Here is a 25,790-nt window from a genome sequence, read left to right as displayed (position 1 = left end):
TGGTCATGGCCCGTTCAAGGCAGATGCACGGCATGGCGTTCGCCCTCGCCGTCCGAGGCAAAGGCCAGCAGATCGAGGGCTTCTTTCTCGACGCCGATGCGATCGGCCTTCGACCATCGCGTGAACGATTCCAGCACCACGGTGACGGTGTTCTTCGCGCGCTCGATCTTCCAGACGCCCGCCACGAAGCCGTCGAGCAGCACCGTGCCACGCACGATGCCGTTGACGGTGAACACGCGGGCACGGTGCGCCTCGCTCAGCACGCGGCTGCGGTCGGCGTGCGAGAGCAGCAGGTTGTCCCACTCGGCCACGAGGCGCGGCGGCGCGGGCGTGTCGGCGTCAGGGCGCGGCGCGCGGGGCAGGTCGAACAGTTCCTGGCCGTCTTCGCCCGTGAACACGCGCAACTGCGGCCGCAGGCGCTCGGCCACGGCCTTCCAGCCGGTGAGGCCCGACCACGCGCCGGCATCAGCCAGCGTAGCGGGGCCGAAGGCGGCAAGGTAGCGCAGCAGCAGGTCGTCTTGCGTGGCCGGGGTTGCGTCGACGGCCTCCCCCAGCCAATCGCCGAGGGGCTGCAGCAGCGCACTCTGGTGCGAGTTCCAGGTGCCGGCCGGCGGCAGGTGCACCAGCGGTACGTTGTTGCGGATCAGGCCGGCCAGAGAGACGGTCTCACGGCCCTTCCATCGCACGCCGAGGGCCTGCCCGAGTTCGGCGCCGGTGTGCGGCCGTTCGGCGAGCAGCGCACGCCCCGCTTCGACCACCGCCGCGCGGTCGATGCCGTCGAGCGCCTTCTTGTGGTTGCCCAGCAGGCCGCGCTGGTGCACGGGCTCCAGCAGCGGACGCCACGCCAGCGCATCGCTCGCGGTCATCAGGTGCAGGGTCGCGCGCATCGTCGACATGCGCACGATGCGACGCTTCTGCAGTGCTTCGGTCAGCTGCTCGCGCCGGAAACCTTCGAGCCGGCTCCAGAGGCCGATGTAGGGTGGGTTGGGCGCCTGCGCCTGCAGGCCGGCCAGGCGTTCGACGGCCTGCGTCACCGTCAGCCTGCGCCGTGCCAACAGCATCTGCCGCGCCAGCGTGGCGCGGTTCAGCGCGCGCAGGCTCAGAACTTCTCGTGCGGCCCGAGGTAGCGCCATTGGCCCACCGGCAGGTTGCCGAGCATCACCTTGCCGATGCGCACGCGCTTCAGGCCCACCACTTTCAGGCCGACCAGCTCGCACATGCGGCGGATCTGCCGCTTCTTGCCCTCGGTGAGCACGAAGCGCAGCTGCTCGGGGTTCTGCCATTCGACGCGCGCCGGCTTGAGCGGCTGGCCATCGAGGCTCAGGCCGTGTCGCAGCCTGGCCAGCATGGCCGGCGGAAAGACCGCCTGCACGTTGGTGGTGATGGGGTCGTCGTCGTCCATGCGCACCAGCTGGCCGGTAGGCGCGGGCTGGCCCAGGCCGTGGTAGGCCACGCGCACCAGGTATTCCTTCTCCATCACGGAGTCTTCACCGATCAACTGGCGCGCGATGCGGCCGTCCTGCGTCATGACCAGCAGGCCGATGGAGTCGATGTCGAGCCGCCCGCACGGCGCCAGGCCGCGCAGCTGCTGGGGACTGAAGAAGAAGCGCGCGTTGTCTTCCGCCCAGCGGTTCTGCGGCGTGAAGAGCGTGACCGCCGGCTCGTGGCCGTCCTCGGCCTGCCCGCTCACGTAGCCGATGGGCTTGTTGATGAGGATGGTGACCTGGTTCGCCTGCTGGCCCTTGGCGGCCTTGTCGATCTCGATGCGGTCGGACGGCGTGACCTTCACGCCCATCTCGGCCGGCTTGCCGTTGACCTTCACCCAGCCGTTGGCGATCCACTCGTCGGCCTCGCGGCGCGAGCACATCTTGAGCTCGGCCATGCGCTTGTTGAGGCGAACGGCATCGGTAGGGGGAGAAGAGGGCTCGGTCATCGGAGGCTTGATCAATGTGCGGCACCGATGCTATCCTGAACGCAAGCGCGAGTTGATCGCGCCCTTTTTGGGGGATTCCCAAGTGAGCACACGCAAGTTTCAATACGCCATCGTCATCGGGCGTTTCCAGCCCGTTCATTTCGGACATCAACGACTCATCGAAGAAGGCCTTCGCGCCGCCGATCGGGTCATCGTGGTGGTCGGCTCCGACCGCAAGCCACGCAGCGTCAAGAACCCCTTTACCTTCGACGAACGCGAACGCATGGTGCGCGCCTGCCTGCGCGGCACCGAGCAGATGCGCGTGAGCGTGGTCGGCGTGGGCGACTCGCCCTACAACGACCAGATCTGGATCGCGTCGATCCAGTCGGCGGTCGAACGGCTCATCGTGCAGGACGGCCATGCACCCGCCAAGGCCAAGGTCGCGCTGGTGGGGCACCTGAAGGACGCGTCGAGCTACTACCTCAAGCTCTTCCCGCACTGGGAGTTCGTCGGCCAGAACAGCGTGGAAAGCCTCAACGCCACCGACGTGCGCGGCCTCTACTTCGACCCCGAGAACCGCGGCCAGCTCGCACGCGCCGACCTGCCCGACGGCACCGCCGCCTTTCTCGAGCAGTTCACCACCACCGCCGACTACGCCGATCTCTGCGAAGAGCGCGCCTTCCTCGTCGACTACCGCGACAAGTACCGCTATGCGGGCAGCGACTTTCCGCCGATCTACACCACCGTCGACGCCATCGTGGTCGAGGCCGGCCACATCCTGCTGGTGCAGCGCAAGTTCCATCCCGGCAAGGGCACCTGGGCGCTGCCCGGCGGCTTCGTCGGTCAGCACGAGCGCCTGCAGGACGCAGCCATCCGCGAGCTGAAGGAAGAAACCCGCCTCAAGGTGCCCGTGCCCGTGCTCAACGGCAGCATGAAGGCCAGCCACGTGTTCGACGCGCCCGACCGCTCGCAGCGCGGCCGCACGATCACGCACGGCTTCTTCTTCGAGCTGGCGCACAACCAGTGGACGGGCCTTTCAGACGTGCGTGCCGACGACGACGCGGCCGAGGTGCGATGGGTGCCGATCGCCGAGTTCCTCGACATGCAGGACCACGTCTACGAAGACCACTTCTTCATCGCGAATCATTTTTTGGGTGGCCTGGGCAAGAACTGAACGACCAGGCTTTGTCAGCAAGAACGGCACCTGGTTGACGGGTGCCAACGTGAAAGGAGCTTTCACATGAACCGCAATCTCACCTCCTCGCCCCTGGGCAACAACCTGCTGCTTCGCACCGACTCCTACAAGGTGTCGCACTGGATGCAATATCCACCCGGCACGCAGACGGTGTACAGCTACATCGAGTCGCGCGGCGGCATCTTCAGCCACTCGCTGTTCTTCGGCCTGCAGGCCTATCTGCGCGAATACCTGCAGACGCCGGTGACGCGCGACGACGTGGATGAAGCCGCCCTGCTCATGGCCGCGCACGGCGAGCCGTTCAACCGCGAAGGCTGGCTGCGCCTGATCGAGAAGCATGGCGGGCTGATGCCGGTGCGCATCCGCGCGGTGCCTGAAGGCAGCGTGCTGCCGGTGCACAACGTGCTGGCCACCATCGAGAACACGGACCCCGAGTTCTTCTGGGTCACGAGTTTTCTCGAGACCGAGTTGCTGCGCGCGATCTGGTACCCCACCACGGTCGCCACGCTCTCGGCTGCCGCGCGCACCACACTGCTGCGGTACCTCGAAGCGACCTGCGACGACCCGCAAGGGCAGATCGCCTTCAGGCTGCACGACTTCGGCGCGCGTGGGGTGTCGAGTCTCGAATCGGCCGCGCTCGGCGGCATGGCCCACCTGGTGAACTTCATGGGCACCGACACGCTGGCCGCGCTGGTGGCCGCGCGCCGGTACTACGACTGCGACGTGGCGGGCTTTTCGATTCCGGCGGCCGAGCACAGCACCATCACGGGCTGGGGTCGCGAGCATGAAGCCGACGCCTACAGCAACATGGTCGACCAGTTCGGCAAGCCCGGCGCGACCTTTGCGGTGGTGAGCGACAGCTACGACATCTTCAATGCCTGCGCGCGCATCTGGGGCGGCGAGCTGAAGGCGAAGGTGGTGGCCTCGGGCGCGACGCTGGTGGTGCGGCCCGACTCGGGCGACCCGGCCGAGACCACGCTGAAGGTGGCGCAGATCCTGGCCGATCGCTTCGGCACCACGACGAATGCCAAGGGCTTTCGGGTGCTGAACAACGTGCGCATCATCCAGGGTGATGGCGTGAACCTCGACTCGCTGCGGCTGTGCCTGTCGAACTTCTTCCACAACGGTTTCTCGACGGAGAACATCTCCTTCGGCATGGGTGGCGGGCTGCTGCAGCAGGTCAATCGCGACACGATGCAGTGGGCGATGAAGTGCTCGGCCATGCAGGTGAACGGCGAGTGGCGCGACGTGTACAAGTCGCCGGTGGGCGATGTGAGCAAGGCCTCGAAGAAGGGTCGGCTTGCACTGGTGCGTGATGCGAACGGCGTCGAGAACACGGTGCGTGAAGAGACGCTTGCGGCAGGCCAGGTCGACCTGCTGCAGACGGTGTTCGAGAACGGGCGCATTGTCGAGAGCACCACGTTCGATGCAATACGCGAGCGGGCTGCCATCGGGGTGAACCAGTTCGTCACCTCTCGCGCGCCGCTCTGAGGCGGTTCGGGTCGCTCCTTCGGGGTGCGTGCGAATGACACCGGGTACTCCCCTCCGCGAATGTCCCCCGGCCTGCGGCCTCCTCCTTTATTTCGCTGCGGGGAGCACCCGGTGCCATTCGCACATGAGCGCAGCGCTTGTGCCGGCCGATCAACCGCTGTGCTGAACGAGCACACCGTCGGCGTGATCGCGCCTCAGGCTCCCCAAGGGGCAGTGCCACAAGGCATAGCCATAATCCGCCCAGACCGCCGAATCCATGACCAAACTCCTGATCCTCAGCGTGAGCGCCGGCAACGGCCACGTGCGTGCAGCACAGGCGCTTGCCGCCACCGCCCAGAACCTAGTCCCGCCCTGCACGGCGGTCCACATCGACGCGATGGCCCACGTGGCCAGCGGCTTCCGCAAGGTCTACACCGACTGGTATATCCAGCTCGTGAACCGCGCACCCGAGCTGTGGTCGTACCTGCACCAGCGCACCGACACCACGCCGCACCACGCGCCCTCGCAGCGCCTGCGCCGCGGCATCGAGCGGCTGAGCACCGGCGCACTGGTGCGCGAAATCCGCCGCGAAAAGCCCGATGCCGTGGTCTGCACGCACTTCCTGCCGGCCGAACTGCTGATGCGCGAACGCAATCGCGGCCGCATCGAATATCCCGTGTGGCTGCAGATCACCGACTACGACCTGCACAACATGTGGCTGGTGCCGGGCATGGCAGGCTACCTTGCTGCAACGGAAGAAGTGGCGTTCCGCCTGCGGGCGAGAGGCGTTCCTGCTGAGCGCATCCACGTCACCGGCATTCCGGTGATGCCGGCTTTTTCCGAGCCCGATGTGCCGGCGCTGGCGCGCAATACCTGTGCGGCGGAACTAGGCCTCGATCCTTCGCGCCCCGTGCTGCTGATGGCCTCGGGCGGTGCCGGCGTCGGTGATCTGCCCAGCATGGTCGAGCGCGTGCTCGGCCTGGGTGGCCATGACGGCAAGGAAGGCAACTTCCAGGTGATCGCCGTGGCGGGCCGCAACGTGGAAGCGCATGGCAAGCTCGAAGCGCTGGCCAGGCGCTATCCCGGCCGCGTGGTGGCCATCGGCTTCACTAACGAAATGCACAAGATGATGGCCGCGTCCGACCTCGTGGTGACCAAGCCCGGCGGCCTCACGGTGTCCGAATGCCTGGCGCTGGGCAAGCCGATGCTGCTGATCTCGCCGATTCCCGGGCAGGAAGAACACAACGCCGGCTTCCTGATGGAAGAAGGTGCGGCTTGGCTGGCCTACGACGCCATCGGCCTCGACTACAAGGTGGCGCGCCTGATGGCCGACCCCGCCAAGCTCGCGACCATGGCTGCGCGCAGCCGGGCGCTGGGCAAGCCGCAGGCGGCGCGCGCGGTGCTGCAACACGTGCTGGGTGCCAAGGCGTGAGCGGCGCCGTCGAAAAGACGAGCGTGGCCCGCACGCTCGGTTATCTCGCCTGGGTGGTCGTGATGGCCTTCTTCTTCGCCAATGCCGAGATCCAGATCGAAGGCGGCGCGGGCTGGGCCACGTCGCTGCCGACCTGGCGCATCGAGAACAGCATCTGGCTCGACATCTTCTGGGGCGGCCGCGCGATGACGGGCTATCACGCCTGGGTGTTCACCTTCATGGCGCTGGTGTTCTTCTCGCCGCTGGCATTCAACGGGCGCTGGACTTGGCGCGACGTGGGGCTGGCGGGGGCGGGCCTCATCGTGTTCTGGGTCTGCGAAGACTTCAGCTGGTTCCTCATCAACCCGGCCTTCGGCTGGGCGCGCTTCAACCCGGTCGATGCGTTCTGGCACAAGCACTGGATGTGGGGCGCGCCGGTCGACTACTGGGGCGGGCTCGCGGTGGCGGCCCTGATACTGGCAACGCGGCACTGGCCTCGCCAGAAGCAACGACAGCAATGACGAAGAAGAAACACGGCCAGGCTGCAGCGGCAGCAGAAGAAGGCATCGCCGACCCGCGCCCCGGCCACTGGGCCGATCCGCTGGACGCATTGCAAGTCGAGAACCTGCACCGCATCACGCCTACGCTGTACCGCAGCGCGCAGCCGCGGCGCGCCAACATGGCGGCGCTGCAATCGCTGGGCATCCACACGGTGGTGAGCCTGCGCTCCTTCAACGACGACAGGAAGGTGTTCGCGGGCAGCGGCATCCGGCTGGTGCGCGTGCCGATCAACACCTGGTCCATCGACGACGCCAAGGTGCTGCGCGCGTTGCTCGCCATTCGCGAGGCCGAAAAGCACGGCCCGGTGCTCATCCACTGCATGCACGGCGCCGACCGCACCGGCGTGGTCGCGGCGGTGTACCGCATGGCGGTACAAGACTGGGACAAGGACAGCGCGCGCCACGAGATGCTGCGCGGCGGCTATGGCTATCACACGCTGTGGCGCAACATTCCGCGCTACATCGAGCGGCTCGACCCGGTGAAGATGCGCCAGGCGCTGGCCCATGCCCCGGTGGTACCCATGGTGTCCTGAAGGCGCCAGCGCCTTTCGTACCCCGCTCCTATACTGGCCGCCCCGTGGCCACAGGCCATCTGCGAACCTTCTGAAAAGGGCTCTTCCATGGCACTGCAAATCCGCTCCCTCATTCGCGCCAGCGGCGAACTCGAACTCTCGCTGCACGACGACCCGATTCCCGAACCGCAGGCCCACGAAGTGGTGATTCGCGTCGAGGCGTCGCCCCTGAACCCGTCGGACCTGGGCCTGCTGTTCGGCGCGGCCGACATGAGCACGGCCAAGGCCTCGGGCACAGCCGAACGCCCCGTCGTCACCGCCACCGTGCCCGAGCGTGTGCTTCCCGCAATGGCGGCGCGGCTCGACCAGTCGATGCCGGTCGGCAACGAAGGCGCGGGCGTGGTGGTGAAGGCCGGCTCCTCGCCCGCCGCGCAGGCGCTGCTCGGCAAGACCGTGGCAGCCATCGGCGGCGCGATGTACTCGCAGTACCGCTGCCTTGCCGCCGCGCAGTGCCTGGAGTTGCCAGCCGGAGCCACGCCAGCCGAAGGCGCCTCGTGCTTCGTCAACCCGCTCACGTCGCTCAGCATGGTCGAGACGATGCGCATGGAAGGCCACAAGGCGCTGGTGCACACGGCTGCTGCGTCCAACCTGGGCCAGATGCTCAACAAGATCTGCCAGAAGGACGGCATCGCCCTCGTCAACATCGTGCGCAAGCAGGAGCAGGAAGACCTGCTGCGCGGCCTGGGCGCGAAGTACGTGTGCAACGCGACCTCGCCCACCTTCCTCGAAGACCTGACGCAGGCGCTGGTCGAGACCGGCGCCACGCTGGCCTTCGACGCCACCGGCGGCGGCAAGCTCGCAGGGCAGATCCTCGGCTGCATGGAAGCGGCCATCAACCGCACCGCCAAGGAATACAGCCGCTACGGCTCGACCACGCACAAGCAGGTGTACATCTACGGCGGCCTCGACCGCGCCCCCACGGAATTTGTGCGCAACTTCGGCATGGCGTGGGGCATGGGCGGGTGGCTGCTGTTCCCGTTCCTCGGGAAGCTCGGCGATGCGGGCACTCAGCGTTTGAAGGCGCGTGTCGTTGCGGAGTTGAAGACGACGTTTGCGAGCCACTACACGCGTGAGGTGTCGCTGGTCGAGGCGCTGCAGCTCGATGCGATCGGTGTTTATGGGAAGCAGGCTACTGGTGAGAAGTTCTTGCTGAATCCGAACAAGGGCGTTGCGGGCTGAGAAGGTTTTCCGGCGGGGGTGCGATCACGCCGACGGCGTGATCGTTCAGGGCACTCGTTGATCGGCCTGTACAAGCGCTGCGTCCAACCCCTTCCCTCGACGAACGTCATCGATCCGTAAAACTGGCGAAGGGCAAGCAGGGTGTAATCCAGGCTCATCATTCAGCTTGCTGAGGAACAGAAGATGGGAATACTCTCGGATTTCTTCGTCGCCAGCCCCGAAGAGGCATTGCGCTATGCCAACCGGATCGAGGAACCCGATGAGGGCGACGAGATCGAGGAACTGCTGGAGCCGGTCCAGTACAAGCGATTCACCGACATCGAGATCACGACGCTCTGGGCCATCATGGAAGGCGTGGAGTGGGACGTCGACAGGCACATGCTCGAGTACGTCGAACTCGGCGAAGACAACGATGCGTGGCTCAATCGATTTCCCGATGAACTGACGACACTGTTGACCCAAGTCGACTCTGCATCGTTGGCCCCCGTGCTGGAGCGATGGGCAAACACGGAAGAACTCGCGTGCGAGCCCACCGAGCTGCATCCTGTCATGGAAGACCTCCGGAGGCTCGCAGCCGAGGCGCTCGCCAGGAACAAGTCCCTATATCTGTGGGGCTGCCTCTGAGGCATCCCCTTGCGTGCAGCTACACCACCAACCGATACCCCACAGCCGTCTCAGTCAACAGATGCCGGGGCTGCGCCGGATCGGCCTCCAGCTTCTGCCGCAGATGCCCCATGTAGATCCGCAGGTAATGGCTCTGGTCGGAGTGCGACGGCCCCCACACCTCGCGCAGCAGTTGACGCTGCGTCAGCACGCGCCCCGCGTTCGCGACCAGCACCGACAGCAGGCGGTACTCGGTAGGTGTCAGATGCACCTCGACGCCTGAACGCCGCACGAGGCGCGCGGCGCGGTCGAGCTCGATCTCGCCGAAGCGGAACAGTGCCTCGGGAGGTTCTTCGCTGCCGTTGCCACCTGCCGCTCGCGGACGCCGCAGGTTCGCTCGCACGCGCGCCAGCAACTCCCCCGTGCCGAAGGGCTTGGTCAGATAGTCATCGGCCCCTGCGTCGAGCGCGGCGATCTTGTCAGCTTCGTCGGTGCGCGCGGACAGCACGATGATCGGCACGGCCGACCAACCCCGCACGTCGCGAATCAGCGAGACGCCATCGCCATCGGGCAACCCGAGATCGAGCACCAGCAGATCGGGCTGCCGCGTGCCGGCCGCCGCCAGTCCATCGCGCAACGTGCCAGCCTCATGCACCACCCAGCCTTCGGCCTCGAGCGCGCCGCGTACAAAGCGGCGAATCTGCGGCTCGTCTTCGATCACGATGGCGATGGGGGTTGGCATGGGTTCAGAGTTGGGCTTCTGCCGGTTCGGGAGGCTCGCGGCGGGGCAAGGTGACCGTGAATTCTGCACCGCCGTCGCGCGCGTTGCCCGCAGCGATTTCGCCGCCGTGCGCGTTCACCACGGCCTTGCAGATCGCAAGGCCCAGGCCCACGCCGGGCGTGGCCGATTCGACCTCGCCGCGCGTGAACTTGTCGAACAGCTTCTGCTCGTGGCCCAGCAGCGCGGCAGACAGGCCGGGGCCGTGGTCGCGCACCGTCAGCACCAGCGTGCCGGGCTCGGCCCGTGCACCCACCACGATGGGCGGCGCGCCGTACTTGGTGGCGTTCTCCAGCAGGTTGACCAGCACGCGTTCGATCAGCACCGCGTCGAACTCGACCAGCGGCAGCTCGGGGTCGAGCGCGGTCTGCACGACGGTGTTGCCGAGCGACGTGCGCGCTGCGCGAATCGCAGAGCCCACCACCTCCTCCACCGACTGCCAGTCGCGCCGCAGGTTCACCGCACCGCCTGCAATGCCGCTTTCGAGCCGCGCCATGTCGAGCAGGTTGTTGACCAGCGCATGCAGTTCGTGTGCCTGCGCGACGATGGCGCGCGCGGTGTTGCCGTGCTCCTCGGGCGGCAGGGTCTGCAGCGATTCGGCCAGCACGATCAGCGCGGTGAGCGGCGTGCGCACGTCGTGCGAGATGGCGCCGAGCAGGGCGTTGCGCAGGCGCTCTGATTCCATCTCGACCACGGCCTGCTGCGCCACCTCGACGTAGTGCACGCGCTCCAGCGCAATCGCGATCTGCCGCGCCAGCGTGTCGAGCTGCTGCGCCTGTTCGGGAATGAGCAGCCAGCGCGGCTGCGCGGGCGACAGGGCGAGCACGCCACGCACGCGCATCGGCGCCTGCAACGGCACGTAGTGCCAGGCCTGCGCCGCCAGCGTGGCGGTCGCAAGGCCGGCGGGCTGGGCGTGGCGGAAGGCCCAGTCGGCCACCTGCGGGTCGAAGCCCTTGGGAGGGTCGGCGGGCAGCATCAGTTGATCGGCCGCGTCGGTCACCAGCACAAGTGCATCGCCGCCGAAGTGACCTTGCACAGCGGCGGTGCCGAGCGTGATCACCTGCGAACTTTCCAGCGCGGCCGACAGTTCGCGCGTGAGCTCGAACAGCGAACGCGCGCGCCGCTCGCGACTGGCCGACACGCCGGCCGCGAAGCGCAGCCCCGCCGTGAGCTGCCCCACCAGCAAGCCGACGCCGAGCATGATCGCGAAGGTCAGCACGTACTGCACGTCGCTCACGGCGAACGACAGGCGCGGCGGCACGAAGAAATAGTCGAAGGCCGCGACGTTGAGCAGAGCCGCTAGCGCCGCGGGCCCGCGCCCGAAGCGCATCGCCACGCCCACCACGCCGAGCAGGAACAGCATGACGATGTTCGACAGCTCCAGCACGTGGGCCAGCGGCGTGCAGACCAGCGTGAGCGCGATGCTGGTGGCAGCGGCCCATGCGTAGGCGGGCCAGTGGGTGGGCGCCCTCTCGTGATCGTCGCTGTCGATGCGCATGCCCTCCAGCTGGGTGCGCGACAGGCGGCGCGAGCTTTCCGCGCGGGCCACTTCCATGATGTCGAGCGCGGGTGCGCGTTGGGCCAGCGCACGCGCCAGCGGCTGCGCTCCCGCGGGCCACCAGCGGCGCCAGCCGGTGGCCGGTTCGGCGCGCCCCAGCACCAGCGTCGCGCAGTTGAGCCGGCGTGCCTGTTCGGCCAGCTGCTCCGCCACATCGGAGCCGGTGAGCACGGCGGTGGCCGCGCCCAGTTCTTCCGCCAGCTTGAGCACAGCAAGAGTCCGATCGCGCTCCGCCGCGGCCAGCCGCTGCAGCCTGGGCGTTTCGACATACACCGCATGCCAGCGCACATTCAGTTGACCCGCGAGACGCGCCGCAGTGCGCACCGTCTGCGCCGCGCCTTCATGCGGGCCCACGCAGGCGAGGATCGCGCCCGAGGTGTTCCAGGCCTGCAGCTCGCGGCCCTGCCCGTTGCCGCCAGCGCCCGATTGCTCCACGCGCCAGCCGCGCACGTCGTCTTCCACATGCTCGGCGGTGCGGCGCAGCGCAATCTCGCGCAATGCGATCAGGTTGCCCTTGCGAAAGAAGTTCTGCGCAGCGCGCTCGGCCTGCTGCGGCAGGTAGACCTTGCCGGCCGCGAGCCGCGCCGTGAGTTCGTCGGGTGTGACGTCGACCAGCACCACCTCGTCGGCCTCGTCGAGCACAGTGTCGGGCACGGTCTCGTGCACACGCACGCCGGTGATCGCGCCGACCGTGCCATTGAGGCTTTCGAGGTGCTGCACGTTGAGGGCAGACCACACCTCGATGCCAGCGGCCAGCAGTTCCTGCACGTCCTGCCAGCGCTTGGCGTGGCGCGAGCCGGGGGCGTTGGTGTGAGCCAGTTCGTCGACCAGCAGCACGGCGGGCTTGCGCGCGAGCGCGGCATCGAGATCGAATTCGGCGAGGGTGCGGCCGCGGTAGTCCAGCTCGCGCAGCGGCAGCGCCTCCAGCCCCGTGAGCAGCGCGGCGGTTTCGGTGCGGCCGTGGGTCTCAACCACGCCGATGAGCACGTCGCGGCCGGTGGTGCGCTCGCGCTGCGCGGCACTCAGCATCGCCCAGGTCTTGCCGACACCGGCACTGGCGCCGAAGTAGATGCGCAGCTTGCCGCGCAATGCGCGCGCTTCGTCGTTTCGCAGTTGGGCCAGCAGGGCGTCGGGATCAGGGCGGGAAACGTCGTTCATCGGCGGCACAGGTTAGCGCATCGGATTGAATGTCGACTCACCCTAACGACGTGCATGTGCAAGCCGCCCTGCGGATTCCGCGGAACGCAGTTCTTCCGCCGTCAGCAGGTAGGCGGGGTTGTTGGTCAGCCGCTCGATGGCCAGGTCGATGAATGCCTTGGCGCGCGCGGGCTGGGCCGCGCGGCTTCCGTAGTAGACGAACACGGCCGAACGGTCGGCGGCGTGCTCGCTCAGCAGCGGTATCAGCCGCCCGGCCCGGATGTGCGCGCTGGCGCTCACGCTGGTCATCGAACCGATGACATGCCCGGCCAGCACCGCTTCGGTTTCCAGCGCTTCGTCGTTGACGCACAGTGCCGGAACGATGTGATGCTCGACGACATCCTCCCCGACCTTCACGTACCAGGGCATGACCTTGCCCGTGCTCGGGAGACGGAAGCCGCTGCAGCGATGCGCGGCCAGCGCGTTCAGGCTGTCGGGCGCGCCATGGCGATCAAGATACGACGGGGCCGCGCAGACGATGAGCTGGAGGCCGAACAGCCTTCGCGCAATGACGCCCTCGGCCGGCGACGGGCCGACGCGAAAACCCACGTCGACCCGGTCTTCCACCCAGTTGCCGATGCGGTCGTCCAGTTGCACGTCGGGCTGCACTTCAGGGTAAAGCCTGCAGAACTCGTCGAGCAGGGGCCAGAACACGGGAGCGAAGGTCGATCGCGGCCCCACGATGCGCAGCGGCCCGGCAATCTCGTCGGTTGCCCGGCGCGCCATGTGCAGGGCGCGCTGCAGACCGAGCAGCGCGGGCTGCGCGGCCTCCAGAAACTGCCGCCCCTCGTCTGTGAGCGCCATGCTGCGCGTGGTGCGATGGAACAGCCGCACGCCGAGGTGCTGCTCCAGCTGGGCCAGGGCTTGGCTGGCGGCCTGCGGCGTCATCCCTTGCGCCGCGGCGGCCTGTCGCAGGCTGCCGAGTTCGGCCGTCCTGGCGAATGTGGCGATGGAACGCAGTTCATTGATAGGCATAAAGGCCTCCAGTGTGGCCGTCGATTATCAAGAGCAACTTGTCAGTGCATCAAGGCCGTTCCGCCTAGTTCGGCCCGGGGGTACCGGCCTACATTGGCGGATTGCAGTTGTTCGAGATGAAAGGCACGCGGCACGGCATGAATACCCCCGACGAACCCACCACCATCTCCAGGCGCGATCTGCTGATTGCCGGGGCCGCTTCGGCGGCAGTGGTCGCGGAGGCTCCAGCGGCCAACGCGGCGACGAGACCCGCGCCAAAGCTCTCCGGCCTGTCGAAGACGACCATTGAAGTGAATGGCAAGACACACGTCCTGACACTGGACAACCGCACCACCCTGCTCGATGCGCTGCGCGAGCACCTGCACCTGACCGGCACCAAGAAAGGTTGCGACCACGGCCAATGCGGCGCCTGCACCGTGATGGTGGAGGGCCGCCGCATCAACTCGTGCCTGACGCTGGCGGTGATGCACGAAGGCGCCAAGGTCACCACCATCGAAGGCCTGGGCAAGCCGGGTGCGCTGCACCCGATGCAGGCCGCCTTCGTGAAGCACGACGGCTACCAGTGCGGCTACTGCACGCCGGGGCAGATCTGCTCCGCCGTCTCCGTGCTGAACGAGATTCGCGAAGGCATCCCCAGCCACGTGAGCGCCGACCTGACGGCCAGACCCCAAGTCACGGTGGTGGAACTGCGCGAGCGCATGAGCGGCAACATCTGTCGATGCGGGGCCTACAGCAACATCGTCGATGCGATCACCGAAGTGGCCGCGGGGAGAACGGCATGAAGTCCTTCACCTACGAGCGCGTGTCGTCGCCGACGGAGGCCGTCATGAAGGCGGCAAGGGTGCCGGGTGCGCGCTTCATCGCGGGCGGCACCAACCTGCTCGACCTCATGAAGCTGGAGATAGAGACGCCCGCTCACCTGATCGACGTCAACGGCCTGGGCTTCGACAAGATCGAAAGCACGCCCGACGGCGGCCTGCGCATCGGCGCGCTGGTGCGCAACACCGATCTTGCCGCCGACAGCCGCGTGCGGCGCGACCACGGTTTGCTGTCGCGCGCCCTGCTCGCCGGCGCTTCGGGCCAGTTGCGCAACAAGGCAACGACCGCGGGCAACCTGCTGCAGCGAACGCGCTGCCCCTACTTCTACGACACCAACCAGGCCTGCAACAAACGCCAGCCCGGCAGCGGATGCTCGGCCATCGGCGGATACACCCGGCAGCATGCGATCGTGGGCACGAGCGATGCATGCATCGCGACGCATCCCAGCGACATGGCCGTCGCGATGCGCGCGCTCGATGCTACTGTGGAGACCATCCGCGCCGACGGCTCGCGGCGCACCATCCCCATCGCCGACTTCCACAAGCTGCCCGGCGCTACGCCGCATGTTGAAACAGCGCTGGCCCCCGGCGAGCTGGTCACGTCGGTCAAGCTCCCCGCACCGGTGGGCGGCAGGCACATCTATCAGAAGGTGCGCGACCGGGCCTCCTATGCCTTCGCGCTGGTTTCGGTAGGTGCGATCGTGCAGCGCGATGGCAGTGCCCGCATTGCGGTGGGCGGCGTCGCACATAAACCGTGGCGCGTCGAGGCGGCGGAGGCCGAGATGCCTCGCGGCGCCAGGGCCGTGACCGCGGCATTGCTTGCCGGCGCCAAGCCCACTTCACAGAACACCTTCAAGGTGTCGCTGGTCGAGCGCACGCTCGATGCGGTGCTGACGCAAGCCAGGAGCTGAGCGATGAAGTTCGACACCCCCGCCACCACCAACCCCATCGACCAGCTGAAGGTGATCGGCCAGCCGGTGGACCGCATCGACGGTCCGCTCAAGACCACGGGCACTGCCCCCTACGCATACGAGAGGCACGACGTTGTGGCCAATCAGGCCTACGGCTACATCGTCGGATCGGCCATTGCCAAGGGCCGGATCGTTTCGATCGACCTGAGCCGCGCGAAGGCCGCGCCGGGCGTGATCGCCATCGTCACCCACGAGAACGCAGGCAAGCTGGGCAAGGGCAATTTCAATACGGCCCGGCTGCTCGGTGGCCCCGTCATCGACCACTACCACCAGGCCGTTGCGCTCGTCGTGGCGCAGACCTTCGAGCAGGCGCGCGCCGCGGCGCAGCTCGTGCAGGTGAAGTACGCACGCGCCGAAGGCAGCTTCGGCCTCGCGGACGCGAAGGCCTCGACGGACCGCAAGACGATCAACCGCGACAACACCGTCGGCGACTTCGCCAGCGCATTCACCAAGGCCGAGGTGCGGCTGGACCAGACCTACACCACGCCCGACCACTCGCACGCGATGATGGAGCCGCAAGCCACCATCGCCGCGTGGGATGGAGACAGGCTCACCGTGTGGACCTCGAACCAGATGATCGACTGGACCACCGGCGAACTCGCGAAGACGCTGGACATGCCCAAGGACAAGGTCCACCTCATGTCGCCCTACATCGGCGGCGGCTTCGGCGGCAAGCTGTTCCTGCGGGCGGACACGCTGCTGGCGGCGCTGGGCGCGCGCATTGCGCGCCGGCCGGTCAAGGTCGCGCTGCAGCGCCCGCTGATCGCCAACAACACCACGCACCGGCCCGCGACGATCCAGCGCATCCGCATCGGCGCCACCGCGCAGGGAAAGATCACCGCCATCGGCCATGAAAGCTGGTCCGGCAACCTGGTGGACGGCAAGCCCGAGAACGCAGTGCAGCAGACGCGCCTGCTCTACGCGGGCGAGCACCGGCTCACCGGCACCCGGCTGGCTCTGCTCGACCTGCCCGAAGGCAACGCGATGCGCGCACCGGGCGAGGCGCCGGGGCTGATGGCGCTGGAGATTGCCGTCGACGAAATCTCGCAGCAACTGGGCATCGACCCCATCGAATTCCGTGTGCTGAACGACACGCAGGTAGACCCGGCCAACCCGAGCCGCCCCTTCTCGCAGCGCCGCCTCATCGAGTGTTTGCGCACGGGTGCCGAGCGCTTCGGATGGAACAAGCGCAGCGCGCGGCCCGGCCTCGTGCGCGACGGCCGATGGCTTGTCGGCATGGGCGTGGCGGCGGCGTTCCGCAACAACCAGGTGATGAAGTCGGCTGCGCGCGTGGCATTGGATGCGCGCGGCGTTGTGACGGTCGAGACCGACATGACGGACATCGGCACCGGCAGCTACACGATCATTGCGCAGACGGCCGCCGAGATGATGGGCGTGCCGCTCGAACGCGTGGTCGTGCGGCTCGGCGATTCGCACTTTCCCGCGTCCGCCGGCTCGGGCGGGCAATGGGGCGCCAACTGCTCGACGGCTGGTGTCTACGCTGCTTGCACCAAGCTGCGGGAGGCCGTCGCGCAGCGGGCGGGCCTTGACTCCGCCGGCGCCGTTTTCGCGGACGGCATGGTGCGCGCCGGTGGCCGCAGCGTGCCGCTCGCCGGTATCGCGGCCAGCGAGAGCATCGTCGCGGAAGACGTGCTGGAGTTCGGCAACCTCGACAAGCAGTACCAGCAGTCCACCTTCGGCGCGCACTTCGTGGAAGTCGGGGTCGACGCATTCACGGCCGAGATACGGGTGCGACGCATGCTCGCCGTCTGCGCCGCGGGCCGGATCCTCAACCCCAAGTCGGCGCGCAGCCAGGTCATCGGCGCGATGACCATGGGGGTAGGAGCCGCGCTCATGGAAGAGCTTGCCGTGGACGAGCGTCTGGGCTTCTTCGTCAACCACGACCTGGCCGGCTACGAGGTACCGGTGCATGCCGACATCCCGCACCAGGAAGTGATCTTCCTGGACGAGACCGATCCGATCTCTTCGCCGATGAAGGCCAAGGGCGTTGGTGAACTCGGCATCTGCGGCGTGGGTGCGGCGGTAGCGAACGCGATCCACAACGCCACGGGCATACGGGTGCGCGACTATCCGATCACGCTGGACAAGCTCATCAGCCGGATGCCCGACGCGGCTTGAATTGCATCCGCGTCCGGCGGCGGTGTGCGCAAGCCGCACAACACTTGTCGCCGTGCCGGCCTAGTCGCTGTCCGCTGCCGTTCCTAGACTTCCTCATCACTTTTGATGAATCTCTTCCAGGAACAGCAACCATGTCAGGACTCTCTCGCCGCGGACTCATGAGCGTATTGGCCGTGCCCTGCGCGGCCGGCATCGTCGGCACTTCCGCTGCCGCACCCGCGTCTTCCCCCGCACCGACGCCGACCCTCCGCGCCATGTCGGGCGCGAAACCTCTGCAGCAATTGAACGGCAAGGCCACTGCCTTGCTGGTGATCGACTTCCAGAACGAATACTTCACCGGCCGCATGCCCATTGCCGACGCATCGGATGCCGTCACCCGCACGAAGCGCCTGCTGGCGTGGGCGGACCGGCACGCTTTCCCCGTGTTCCAGATACAGCACGTGGCGCCGGCAGGCTCCGCGACATTCGCCCAGGGCGGCGACACCGTGAAGTTCCACGCAGACATGCAACCGAGGGCGCGCGATACGGTCGTGCAGAAGACCACCGTCAGCGTGTTCGCCAGCACCGACATCGCACAGCGCCTGCGCTCAGCCGGCGTGCAGACGCTCGTCATCACCGGGCTCATGACCCACGCATGCGTGGCCGGCGCTGCCCGCGACGGCGCTGTGCAAGGCTTCGACGTGGTGGTGTCGTCCGATGCCACGGCCACCCGGTCGATCCGCCGCGAGAACGGCGACACCGTTTCGCACGACAGCCTGCATCGCGCAGCGCTGGCCGAGATCGAAGACACCTTCGGCGAGGTGCTGACCACCGCGCAGATCCTGGCATTGCCGGTTGCCTGAAAATGCGAGGAATCTAAGAAACCCGCAGGAGGGCGGCGCATGGATCAGGTGAAGGCGATGCGCGCCTTTCAACGCATTGCGCAGACGAAGAGCCTTTCGTCGGCGGCGCAGTCGCTGGAAACCACGCACTCCAGCCTGTCGCGTCAGTTGCAGGCACTGGAGGCGTCGCTCGGCGCGCAGCTGGTGCGGCGCGACACGCGCGGTATCACACTGACTGAAGCGGGGCATCGCTATCTCGCCGCCTGCATGGACATCCTCTCGCGACTGGATGCGGCCCATGCCGATGCGGCGGCGGATAGCAAGGCGCCCTCGGGAACACTGAAGGTAAGCATGCCGCTCTCGATCGCGACGCTGGAGCTGCCCGACTGGCTGCCGGCCTTCCAGGCGCGGCATGCAGGCATCCGACTGGAAGTCGTTTGCACCGACCGCTTCACCAAGCTGGTCGCCGAAGGCATCGACGTCGCGCTGCGCATCAGCGCCGAACTGGAAGATGCCTCGATGATGGCGCGGACGCTGGCCGTCTCCGACATGGTGCTGGTCGCCGCGCCACGCTATCTGGCCGAGCACGGCCTGCCCCGCACGCCGGAAGACCTGTCGCAGCACCAGTGCCTGCGGCACAACGGGCCGGAAAGCCCTGCGCACCGGACCCTGCACACGCGCGACGGCCGGCAGCAAACGTTCAGACCCGAGTCGCGCTTCGCTTGCGACACGATCACCGCGCTGTATTCGGCCGCGAAATGCGGGTTGGGCATTGCGGCGCTGACATGGCACACGGTGCGCGCCGATCTTCACGCGGGTGCGCTGGTGCGCGTTCTGCCGGAGGTCACGCTCGGTCAGCGCACTTACGCGGCGCTCTATCCGCGCACGCGGCACGTGCAGCCCGCGGTGCGCGCCTTCATCGATTTCATGGCGACTCACTACAGATAGATAGATAGCAAGGCACCGGGTTGTCACAACCCGGGTGGGTGGCGCGTCTTCTTCAGGTCAGCGGGAATCCCCGCGCAACCCTGGAGAACTCGACATGCACAGCCTTGCACAAATAGCCCCGGCCTATGACGGCCATTGCCACGCCTTCATCGACAGGCCACCGGCATCTTTTAATAATCAAAGTACTTTCTTTGATTAATAATGGGCGTCGTAATGAACAAGCAATCAAGGGCGTGGCTAGGCGCCGGCCTCGCGACATTGGTAATTGGGGGAGCCGGCTACGGGCTCGTCACGAAGCTCACGCCAGCGCATGCGGAGGGTGGCGGCAGGCCGCCGGCCAAGGTGGCGGTGGCCTCCGCGCAGAAGACTGAGGTGGCGCGCTTCCTCAGCGGCATCGGCACGCTGGAGGCCAACCGGCAGGTCGAAGTGCCGGCGGAAGTGGAAGGCCGCGTCGCGAAGATTCTCTTCACGCCCGGCGGCGAAGTGCGCGCGGGGCAGCTGCTGGTGCAGCTCAACGACGCACCCGAGCAGGGCGACCTGGAGCGCCTGACGGCTCAGCGCGCCAATGCCAAGGCACTGCTCGACCGCACGCGCCGTCTGGTGCCGCAGCAGGCGGCCACGCAGGAACAGCTCGAACAGGCGCAGGCCGCCTTCGACCAGGCCAGCGGCGATCTGCGGCGCGTGCAGGCGCTGTTGGAGCAGAAGCGCATCAAGGCGCCGTTCGATGGCGTGCTCGGCATCCGCCGCGTCAACCTCGGCCAGTTCGTGCGGGCCGGCGATGCGCTGGTGTCGCTCACCGACAGCCGCACGCTGTTCGCCAACCTCACGCTGCCCGAAACAGCGCTGCCCGTGCTCAAGCGCAACCAGCAGGTGGCGCTCTCGGTCGACGCCTATCCGGGGCGCGTGTTCCAGGGACGGCTCAGCACCATCGAGCCGCAGATCGGCAGCGACACGCGCACGGTGCGCCTGCAGGCCACCATCGACAACGCCGACGGCGCGCTCACGCCGGGCATGTTCGTCAACGGCAAGGTCGCGCTGCCGGCGCGTGCCGACGCCATCACCGTGCCCGAGACGGCCATCACCTACAGCACGCACGGCGACTCGGTCTTCGTGGTGCGGCCCGCCGAAAAGGGCGACGGCTTCACGGCGCAGCAGGTATTCGTGAAAGCCGGCGAGCGGCAGGACGGCCTGGTCGTCATCGAAAAAGGCCTGATGCCCGGCGACAAGGTCGTCACCTCCGGCCAGCTGCGCCTGTACACCGGCGCCGCCGTGATGCCGACTGCAAAAGACACGCTGGCCCTCGCGCAGGAATCGAAGTCATGAAGTTCACCGACCTCTTCGTGCGCCGCCCCGTGCTGGCGCTGGTGGTGAGCACGCTCATCCTGCTGCTCGGCGCGCGTGCGCTGGGCGACCTGCCGGTGCGGCAGTACCCGCTGACCGAGAGCACCACGCTCACCATCACCACACAGTACCCCGGCGCCTCGCCGGAGCTGATGCAGGGCTTCGTCACGCAGCCCATCGCGCAGGCGGTGGCGACCATCGAGAACGTCGACTACCTCTCGTCGTCTTCCACGCTGGGCCGCAGCGTGATCAGCGTGCGCATGAAGCTCAACGCCGACGCCAACCAGGCGCTCACACAGGCGATGGCGCAGGTCAGCCAGGTGAAGTACCGGTTGCCGGCCGAGGCCTTCGACCCGGTGATCCTCAAATCGTCGGGCGAGGCCACTGCCGTGGCTTATGTCGGCTTCTCCAGCAAGACGATGCCGATGCCGGCGCTCACCGACTACCTCTCGCGCGTGGTGCAGCCGCAGTTCGCTTCCATCACCGGCGTCTCGGGCGTCGAGGTGTCGGGCGGGCAGACGCTCGCCATGCGCGTGTGGCTCGACCCCAACCGCATGGCCGCGCGCGGCATCTCGGCCGGCGAACTGGCCGACGCGCTGCGCCAGAACAACGTGCAGGCCGCGCCCGGGCAGGTGAAGGGCCTGTACGTGGTGTCGAACATCCGCGTGAACACCGACCTGGTGAACGTGGCCGAGTTTCGCGACATGGTGGTCAAGCGAGACGGCGACGCCATCGTGCGCCTGGGCGACGTGGCCACGGTGGAGCTGGGCGCGGCCAGCGCCGACAGCAGCGCGACGATGGACGGCGTGCCCGCCATCTACCTCGGCCTGCAGGCGGCGCCCAACGGCAACCCGCTGGTGATCGTGAAGCGCATCCGCGAGCTGCTGCCCGGCATCAAGCAGAACCTGCCCCCGGGCGTTGAAGTGCAGTTGCCCTTCGAGCTGGCGCGCTTCATCGAGGCTTCCATCGACGAGGTACGGCACACGCTGCTCGAAGCCATCGCCATCGTGGTGATCGTGATCTTCCTGTGCCTGGGCTCGATCCGCGCGGTGCTCATTCCGGTGGTGACGATTCCGCTGTCGATGCTGGGCGCCGCCGCGCTGATGCTGCTGTTCGGCTTCAGCATCAACCTGCTGACGCTGCTGGCGATGGTGCTGGCCATCGGGCTGGTGGTGGACGACGCCATCGTGGTGGTGGAGAACGTGCACCGCCACATAGAAGAAGGCAAGTCGCGCGTGCAGGCCGCGTTGATCGGCGCGCGCGAAGTGGCCGGCCCGGTGATCGCGATGACGCTCACGCTCGCCGCGGTGTACGCGCCCATCGGGCTCATGGGCGGGCTCACCGGTTCGCTCTTCAAGGAGTTCGCCTTCACGCTGGCGGGTGCGGTGGTGGTGTCGGGCGTGATCGCGCTCACGTTGTCGCCGGTGATGAGCTCGTTCCTGCTGCCGCAGGACACCGCAGGCAGCCGCATGGCGCGCGCTGCCGAGGCCTTCTTCCACCGGCTCGCCACGGGCTATGGCCGGCTGCTCGACGTGTCGCTGCACCACCGCTGGGTGACCGGCGCGTTCGCGGCGCTGGTGCTGGTGAGCCTGCCCTTCCTCTACAACGCGGCGCAGCGCGAGCTGGCCCCGGGTGAAGACCAGGCCATGGTGCTCACGGCCATCAAGTCGCCGCAGCACGCCAACATCGACTACGTCGAGAAGTTCGGCAAGAAGTGGGACGAGGTGTTCGCCACGCTGCCCGAGAACACCGGCCGCTGGCTCATCAACGGCTCGGACGGCGTGTCGAACAGCATCGGCGGCGTGCAGCTGTCCGACTGGAAAGACCGCAAGCGCAATGCCGACCAGATCCAGGGCGACACGCAGGGCCGCATGAATGACGTGGAAGGCAGCAGCGTCTTCGCGTTCCAGCTGCCCTCGCTGCCGGGCTCTACCGGCGGGCTGCCGGTGCAGATGGTCATTCGCAGCGCGGGCGACCATCGCACCGTGTTCGAGGCGATGGAAGCGCTGAAGAAGTCGGCGCGCGACAGCGGCAAGTTCGCCGTGGTCGACAGCGACCTGGAATTCAACAACCCCACGGTCGAGATTCGCGTGGACCGCGCCAAGGCCAACAGCATGGGCGTGACGATGAAGTCCATCGGCGACACGCTGGCGGTGCTGGTGGGCGAGAACTACGTCAACCGCTTCGGCATGGACGGCCGCTCGTACGACGTGATTCCGCAGTCGCCGCGCGAGCAGCGGCTCACGGCTGAGGCGCTGTCGCGCTACTTCGTGAAGAGCGCGAGCGGCCAGCCCGTGCCGCTGGCCAACCTGGTGCAGCTGTCGACCAGCGTGGGGCCCAACAAGCTCACGCAGTTCAACCAGCTCAACGCGTCCACCTTCCAGGCCATTCCGATGCCGGGCGTGACCATGGGCGACGCGGTGGCCTTCCTGAGCGAAGAGGCTAAGAAGCTGCCGGCCGGCTTCAGCTACGACTGGCAGTCGGACGCACGGCAGTTCACGCAGGAGGGCTCGGCGCTGGTGATGGCATTCGTGTTCGCCATCGTGGTGATCTACCTGGTGCTGGCCGCGCAGTACGAGAGCCTGCGCGACCCGCTGATCATCCTGATCAGCGTGCCGATGTCGATCTGCGGCGCGCTGGTGCCGCTGGCACTGGGCTTCGGCACCATCAACATCTACACGCAGATCGGGCTGGTGACGCTCATCGGGCTCATCAGCAAGCACGGCATCCTGATGGTGGAGTTCGCCAACGAGATCCAGGTGCACAAGGGCTTCGACCGGCGCGCGTCGATCGAGGAGGCCGCGCGCATCCGGCTGCGCCCCATTCTTATGACCACGGCCGCGATGGTGATGGGCCTTGTGCCGCTGCTGTTTGCCAGCGGCGCGGGCGCCAACAGCCGCTTCAGCATCGGCCTGGTGATCGTGGTCGGCATGCTGGTGGGCACGCTGTTCACGCTGTTCGTGCTGCCCACGATGTACACGCTGCTGGCGCGCGACCACCGCGCGGCAGGCCACTCGCAGCGCGCGGCCGAACTCGATGCGCTGGCCGAAGGAGCATGACCATGAACCGACTCTTTTCATACGCCGCTCCCTTCGCATTGGGCATGCTGGTGCTGGCCGGCTGCGCCGTCGGGCCGGACTACAAGGCGCCGGCCGACGCACCCGTTGCCATCACTGCGCCCGAGCGCTCGCTGTTTGCCAACGACGCGGTGCAGCGCGACTGGTGGCGCCAGCTCGACGATCCGCAGCTCGACGCGCTGATCGACCGCGCACTGGCCGAGAACCACGACATCCGCATCGCGCAGGCCCGGCTGCTCGAAGCCCGCGCCACGCAGACCGAGGCGGAGCTCGACCGGCTGCCGGTCGTTACCGCCGGCGCGAGCAAGACGCGCAGCATTGCGCAAGGCAACAGCGGCACTCAACCCGATGTACGTTCGCTGTCGCAGAGCAGCCGCGCGGGCTTCGACGCCTCATGGGAAATCGATTTGTTCGGCCGCCTGAAGCGGCTCGACGAGGCGGCGACCGCGCGCACCGAGGCCAGCGCCGCCGATCTCGAACAGGTGCGCATCGTTGCCGTGGCCGAGCTGGCGCGCAACTACTACGAGATGCGCGGCGCCGAGCAGCGCATTTCCGTGACGCGCCGCACGCTCGACAGCCTGCGCCAGAGCCTGCGCGTGACCGAGGCGCAGGTGCAGACCGGCCGCGGCCTCGAAGGCGATCTGGCAAGCGCGCAGGCCAACCTGGCAACCACCGAAAGCCAGCTGCCCGCGCTCGAAACCACACGCCGGCAGTCGGCCTACCGCGTCGCGGTGCTGGCCGGCCTGCGCCCCGGAGAGCTGGAGCCGATGCTGCAGCCGCGCCAGCTGCGCGTGCTCGACAGGCGCCTGCCCATCGGCGACCTGGCCGAACTGCTGCGCCGCCGGCCCGACGTGCTGCGCGCCGAGCGCGGCCTGGCGGCCAGCACGGCCGACGTGGGTGCGGTCACGGCCGAGCTGTATCCGCGCTTCGACATCGGCGGCTTCCTGGGCTTCGTCGCGCTGCGGGGCTCCGACCTGGGCAGTTCGCCGAGCCGCGCCTTCAGCGTGACGCCGGGCGTGAGCTGGCCGGCTCTCCGGCTGGGTTCGGTGAAGGCCCGCGTGCGTGGCGCCGAAGCCCGCGCCCAAGGCGACCGCGCGCTCTACGAGCAGACCGTGCTGCGTGCCATCGAGGACGTGGAAGGCGCCCTCACCGGCTATGGCCAGAACCAGCTGCGCCTGCAACGGCTGATGGATGCATCCGCCCGCAGCGGCCGCGCCGCCGAACTGGCCGAGGTGCGCTACCGCGAAGGGGCCGCCCCCTACCTGAGCGTGCTCGACGCACAGCGCACCCTGCTACGCGCACAAGACGCCGTGGCCGAGGCCGAAACCGCCTCGTACACCAGCCTCGTCGCGCTCTACAAGGCGCTGGGCGGCGGCTGGCAAGCACCCGCCGCTGCGAAGGGAGTGCCAACCACCTGACAATGGCACTGTTTCCTCCCTACGACCGAATCCGCCATGTCCGCCCCCGATGCCAAGCCCACCTGGATGCCGCACCAGCCGGCAGACCGCATCCTCTCGACGCTCAAGACCCGCGGCGCGCTCGGCATTCCCGACATCGCCAAGGTGCTGAACGTCACGGTGGAGGCGGTGCGCCAGCAGATGGCCAAGCTGGAAACCGAGGGCCTGGTCGACGCCGAGAGCCGCTCCAGCGGCCGCGGCCGGCCCACGCAGATCTGGCGGCTCACCGGGGAGGGCCACAAGCGCTTTCCCGACACGCATGCCGAGATGACGGTACAGATGATCAGCGCCGTCATCAGCGTGTTCGGCGAGAAGGGCATGGACCAGCTCATCAGCGCGCGCGAAGCCACCATGCGCACCAACTACACCGAGGCCATGCGCGGCGCGCGCAGCCTCAAGGCGCGGCTGGAGCGGCTGGCGGAAATCCGCAGCCGCGAAGGCTACATGGCCGAGTTCCGGCCTGACGAACAGGGCAAGGGGTTTCTCTTCATCGAGAACCACTGCCCCATCTGCACCGCGGCGCAGGCCTGCACGGGCTTCTGCCGCAGTGAGCTGCAACTCTTCGACGAAGTGCTGGGGCCCGACGTGAGCGTCAGCCGCGTCGAACACGTGCTGGCGGGCGCGCGAAGGTGCGCCTACCGGGTCGAACCCAAGGCGAATGCCTGACTCTGTTTTTTCAGCAACCACCACAAGGAAACCACGATGGAACACAAGCTCCCACCCCTGCCGTACGCCCTCGACGCACTGGCACCCGAGTATTCGAAGGAAACCCTCGAATACCACTACGGCAAGCACCACAACGCCTACG

At 67.6% G+C, this 25,790-nt stretch carries 21 protein-coding genes and 1 pseudogene; 17 read left to right on the top strand and 5 right to left on the bottom strand.

Annotated elements, in window-relative coordinates:
* Positions 1–14: 14 nt before the first annotated feature.
* Complete coding sequence (locus BLW48_RS32560; protein ID WP_093179761.1) at positions 15–1,133, bottom strand: winged helix DNA-binding domain-containing protein; 1,119 nt, start codon at positions 1,131–1,133, stop codon at positions 15–17.
* Entirely contained in the window at positions 1,100–1,933 is an 834-nt protein-coding gene (locus tag BLW48_RS32555; RefSeq protein WP_093080928.1) for a pseudouridine synthase, read from the bottom strand. The genes BLW48_RS32560 and BLW48_RS32555 overlap by 34 nt, the downstream gene beginning before the upstream one ends.
* Before the next feature lie 82 nt (positions 1,934–2,015).
* Between BLW48_RS32555 and BLW48_RS32550 the strand changes: the two genes are divergently transcribed.
* The 7 genes from BLW48_RS32550 to BLW48_RS32520 all read left to right on the top strand — a co-directional run bounded on the left by BLW48_RS32550 (position 2,016) and on the right by BLW48_RS32520 (position 8,923).
* Positions 2,016–3,086 (top strand): bifunctional nicotinamide-nucleotide adenylyltransferase/Nudix hydroxylase, encoded by a 1,071-nt coding sequence (locus tag BLW48_RS32550; protein ID WP_093058647.1) that lies wholly within the window; start codon positions 2,016–2,018, stop codon positions 3,084–3,086.
* 66 nt (positions 3,087–3,152) lie between these two features.
* The gene (locus BLW48_RS32545) at positions 3,153–4,598 is read left to right on the top strand and encodes a nicotinate phosphoribosyltransferase (protein ID WP_093179760.1); all 1,446 of its coding nucleotides are present in this window, start codon (positions 3,153–3,155) and stop codon (positions 4,596–4,598) included.
* Between the two features lie 256 nt (positions 4,599–4,854).
* The gene (locus BLW48_RS32540) at positions 4,855–6,009 is read left to right on the top strand and encodes an MGDG synthase family glycosyltransferase (RefSeq protein ID WP_093179758.1); all 1,155 of its coding nucleotides are present in this window, start codon (positions 4,855–4,857) and stop codon (positions 6,007–6,009) included.
* Positions 6,006–6,509 carry a hypothetical protein gene (locus BLW48_RS32535; RefSeq protein WP_093080920.1) on the top strand — a complete coding sequence of 168 codons (504 nt, stop codon included), beginning with the start codon at positions 6,006–6,008 and terminating at the stop codon, positions 6,507–6,509. Before BLW48_RS32540 ends, BLW48_RS32535 begins: the two co-directional genes overlap by 4 nt.
* A complete protein-coding gene (locus tag BLW48_RS32530) occupies positions 6,506–7,081 on the top strand; it encodes a dual specificity protein phosphatase family protein (RefSeq protein ID WP_093179757.1) in 576 nt (191 codons plus the stop codon). The genes BLW48_RS32535 and BLW48_RS32530 overlap by 4 nt, the downstream gene beginning before the upstream one ends.
* A gap of 87 nt (positions 7,082–7,168) precedes the next feature.
* Positions 7,169–8,299: a zinc-binding dehydrogenase gene (locus BLW48_RS32525; protein WP_093179755.1), complete on the top strand. Its 1,131-nt coding sequence runs from the start codon at positions 7,169–7,171 to the stop codon at positions 8,297–8,299.
* Positions 8,300–8,482: 183 nt separating this feature from the next.
* Positions 8,483–8,923: a hypothetical protein gene (locus tag BLW48_RS32520; RefSeq protein ID WP_093058641.1), complete on the top strand. Its 441-nt coding sequence runs from the start codon at positions 8,483–8,485 to the stop codon at positions 8,921–8,923.
* Between the two features lie 19 nt (positions 8,924–8,942).
* Here the strand turns inward: BLW48_RS32520 and kdpE are convergent, their stop codons facing one another.
* Genes kdpE through BLW48_RS32505 form a run of 3 tightly spaced genes read right to left on the bottom strand, consistent with a single transcriptional unit; the run spans position 8,943 to position 13,410 of the window.
* Entirely contained in the window at positions 8,943–9,644 is a 702-nt protein-coding gene (gene kdpE / locus BLW48_RS32515; protein ID WP_093080910.1) for a two-component system response regulator KdpE, read from the bottom strand.
* A 4-nt stretch (positions 9,645–9,648) separates the two neighbouring features.
* A complete protein-coding gene (locus BLW48_RS32510; RefSeq protein ID WP_093179754.1) occupies positions 9,649–12,396 on the bottom strand; it encodes a DUF4118 domain-containing protein in 2,748 nt (915 codons plus the stop codon).
* Positions 12,397–12,438: 42 nt separating this feature from the next.
* Positions 12,439–13,410, bottom strand: coding sequence for a LysR family transcriptional regulator (locus BLW48_RS32505; RefSeq protein WP_093060015.1), 972 nt, complete (start codon positions 13,408–13,410; stop codon positions 12,439–12,441).
* A gap of 137 nt (positions 13,411–13,547) precedes the next feature.
* Between BLW48_RS32505 and paoA the strand changes: the two genes are divergently transcribed.
* From paoA to BLW48_RS32455, 10 genes and pseudogenes are all read left to right on the top strand, one after another.
* Positions 13,548–14,192, top strand: a complete 645-nt coding sequence (gene paoA / locus BLW48_RS32500) for an aldehyde dehydrogenase iron-sulfur subunit PaoA (protein ID WP_093179826.1) — start codon at positions 13,548–13,550, stop codon at positions 14,190–14,192.
* Positions 14,189–15,139 carry an FAD binding domain-containing protein gene (locus tag BLW48_RS32495; protein ID WP_093179752.1) on the top strand — a complete coding sequence of 317 codons (951 nt, stop codon included), beginning with the start codon at positions 14,189–14,191 and terminating at the stop codon, positions 15,137–15,139. The genes paoA and BLW48_RS32495 overlap by 4 nt, the downstream gene beginning before the upstream one ends.
* Positions 15,140–15,142: 3 nt before the next feature.
* Positions 15,143–17,338: an aldehyde oxidoreductase molybdenum-binding subunit PaoC gene (gene paoC / locus BLW48_RS32490; protein WP_093179751.1), complete on the top strand. Its 2,196-nt coding sequence runs from the start codon at positions 15,143–15,145 to the stop codon at positions 17,336–17,338.
* A 131-nt stretch (positions 17,339–17,469) separates the two neighbouring features.
* The gene (locus BLW48_RS32485; RefSeq protein ID WP_177142489.1) at positions 17,470–18,180 is read left to right on the top strand and encodes a cysteine hydrolase family protein; all 711 of its coding nucleotides are present in this window, start codon (positions 17,470–17,472) and stop codon (positions 18,178–18,180) included.
* Positions 18,181–18,219: 39 nt separating this feature from the next.
* Positions 18,220–19,107 (top strand): LysR family transcriptional regulator, encoded by an 888-nt coding sequence (locus tag BLW48_RS32480; protein WP_093179747.1) that lies wholly within the window; start codon positions 18,220–18,222, stop codon positions 19,105–19,107.
* Between the two features lie 213 nt (positions 19,108–19,320).
* Complete coding sequence (locus tag BLW48_RS32475; RefSeq protein ID WP_093179746.1) at positions 19,321–20,430, top strand: efflux RND transporter periplasmic adaptor subunit; 1,110 nt, start codon at positions 19,321–19,323, stop codon at positions 20,428–20,430.
* On the top strand, positions 20,427–23,507 hold the full coding sequence (locus BLW48_RS32470) for a MexW/MexI family multidrug efflux RND transporter permease subunit (protein WP_093179744.1): 3,081 nt from the start codon (positions 20,427–20,429) through the stop codon (positions 23,505–23,507). Before BLW48_RS32475 ends, BLW48_RS32470 begins: the two co-directional genes overlap by 4 nt.
* Positions 23,504–24,943, top strand: coding sequence for an efflux transporter outer membrane subunit (locus BLW48_RS32465; RefSeq protein ID WP_093179742.1), 1,440 nt, complete (start codon positions 23,504–23,506; stop codon positions 24,941–24,943). The genes BLW48_RS32470 and BLW48_RS32465 overlap by 4 nt, the downstream gene beginning before the upstream one ends.
* 36 nt (positions 24,944–24,979) lie before the next feature.
* A complete protein-coding gene (locus BLW48_RS32460) occupies positions 24,980–25,648 on the top strand; it encodes a helix-turn-helix transcriptional regulator (RefSeq protein ID WP_093059999.1) in 669 nt (222 codons plus the stop codon).
* A gap of 36 nt (positions 25,649–25,684) precedes the next feature.
* A pseudogene (locus BLW48_RS32455) lies at positions 25,685–25,790 on the top strand (superoxide dismutase [Fe]); the annotation flags it as partial.

The sequence above is a fragment of the Variovorax sp. YR266 genome (assembly GCF_900107295.1).
Classification (GTDB): Bacteria; Pseudomonadota; Gammaproteobacteria; order Burkholderiales; family Burkholderiaceae_C; genus Variovorax.
Note: the sequence above shows the minus strand (reverse complement) of the source record. Positions and strands in the feature narration are given on the sequence as shown.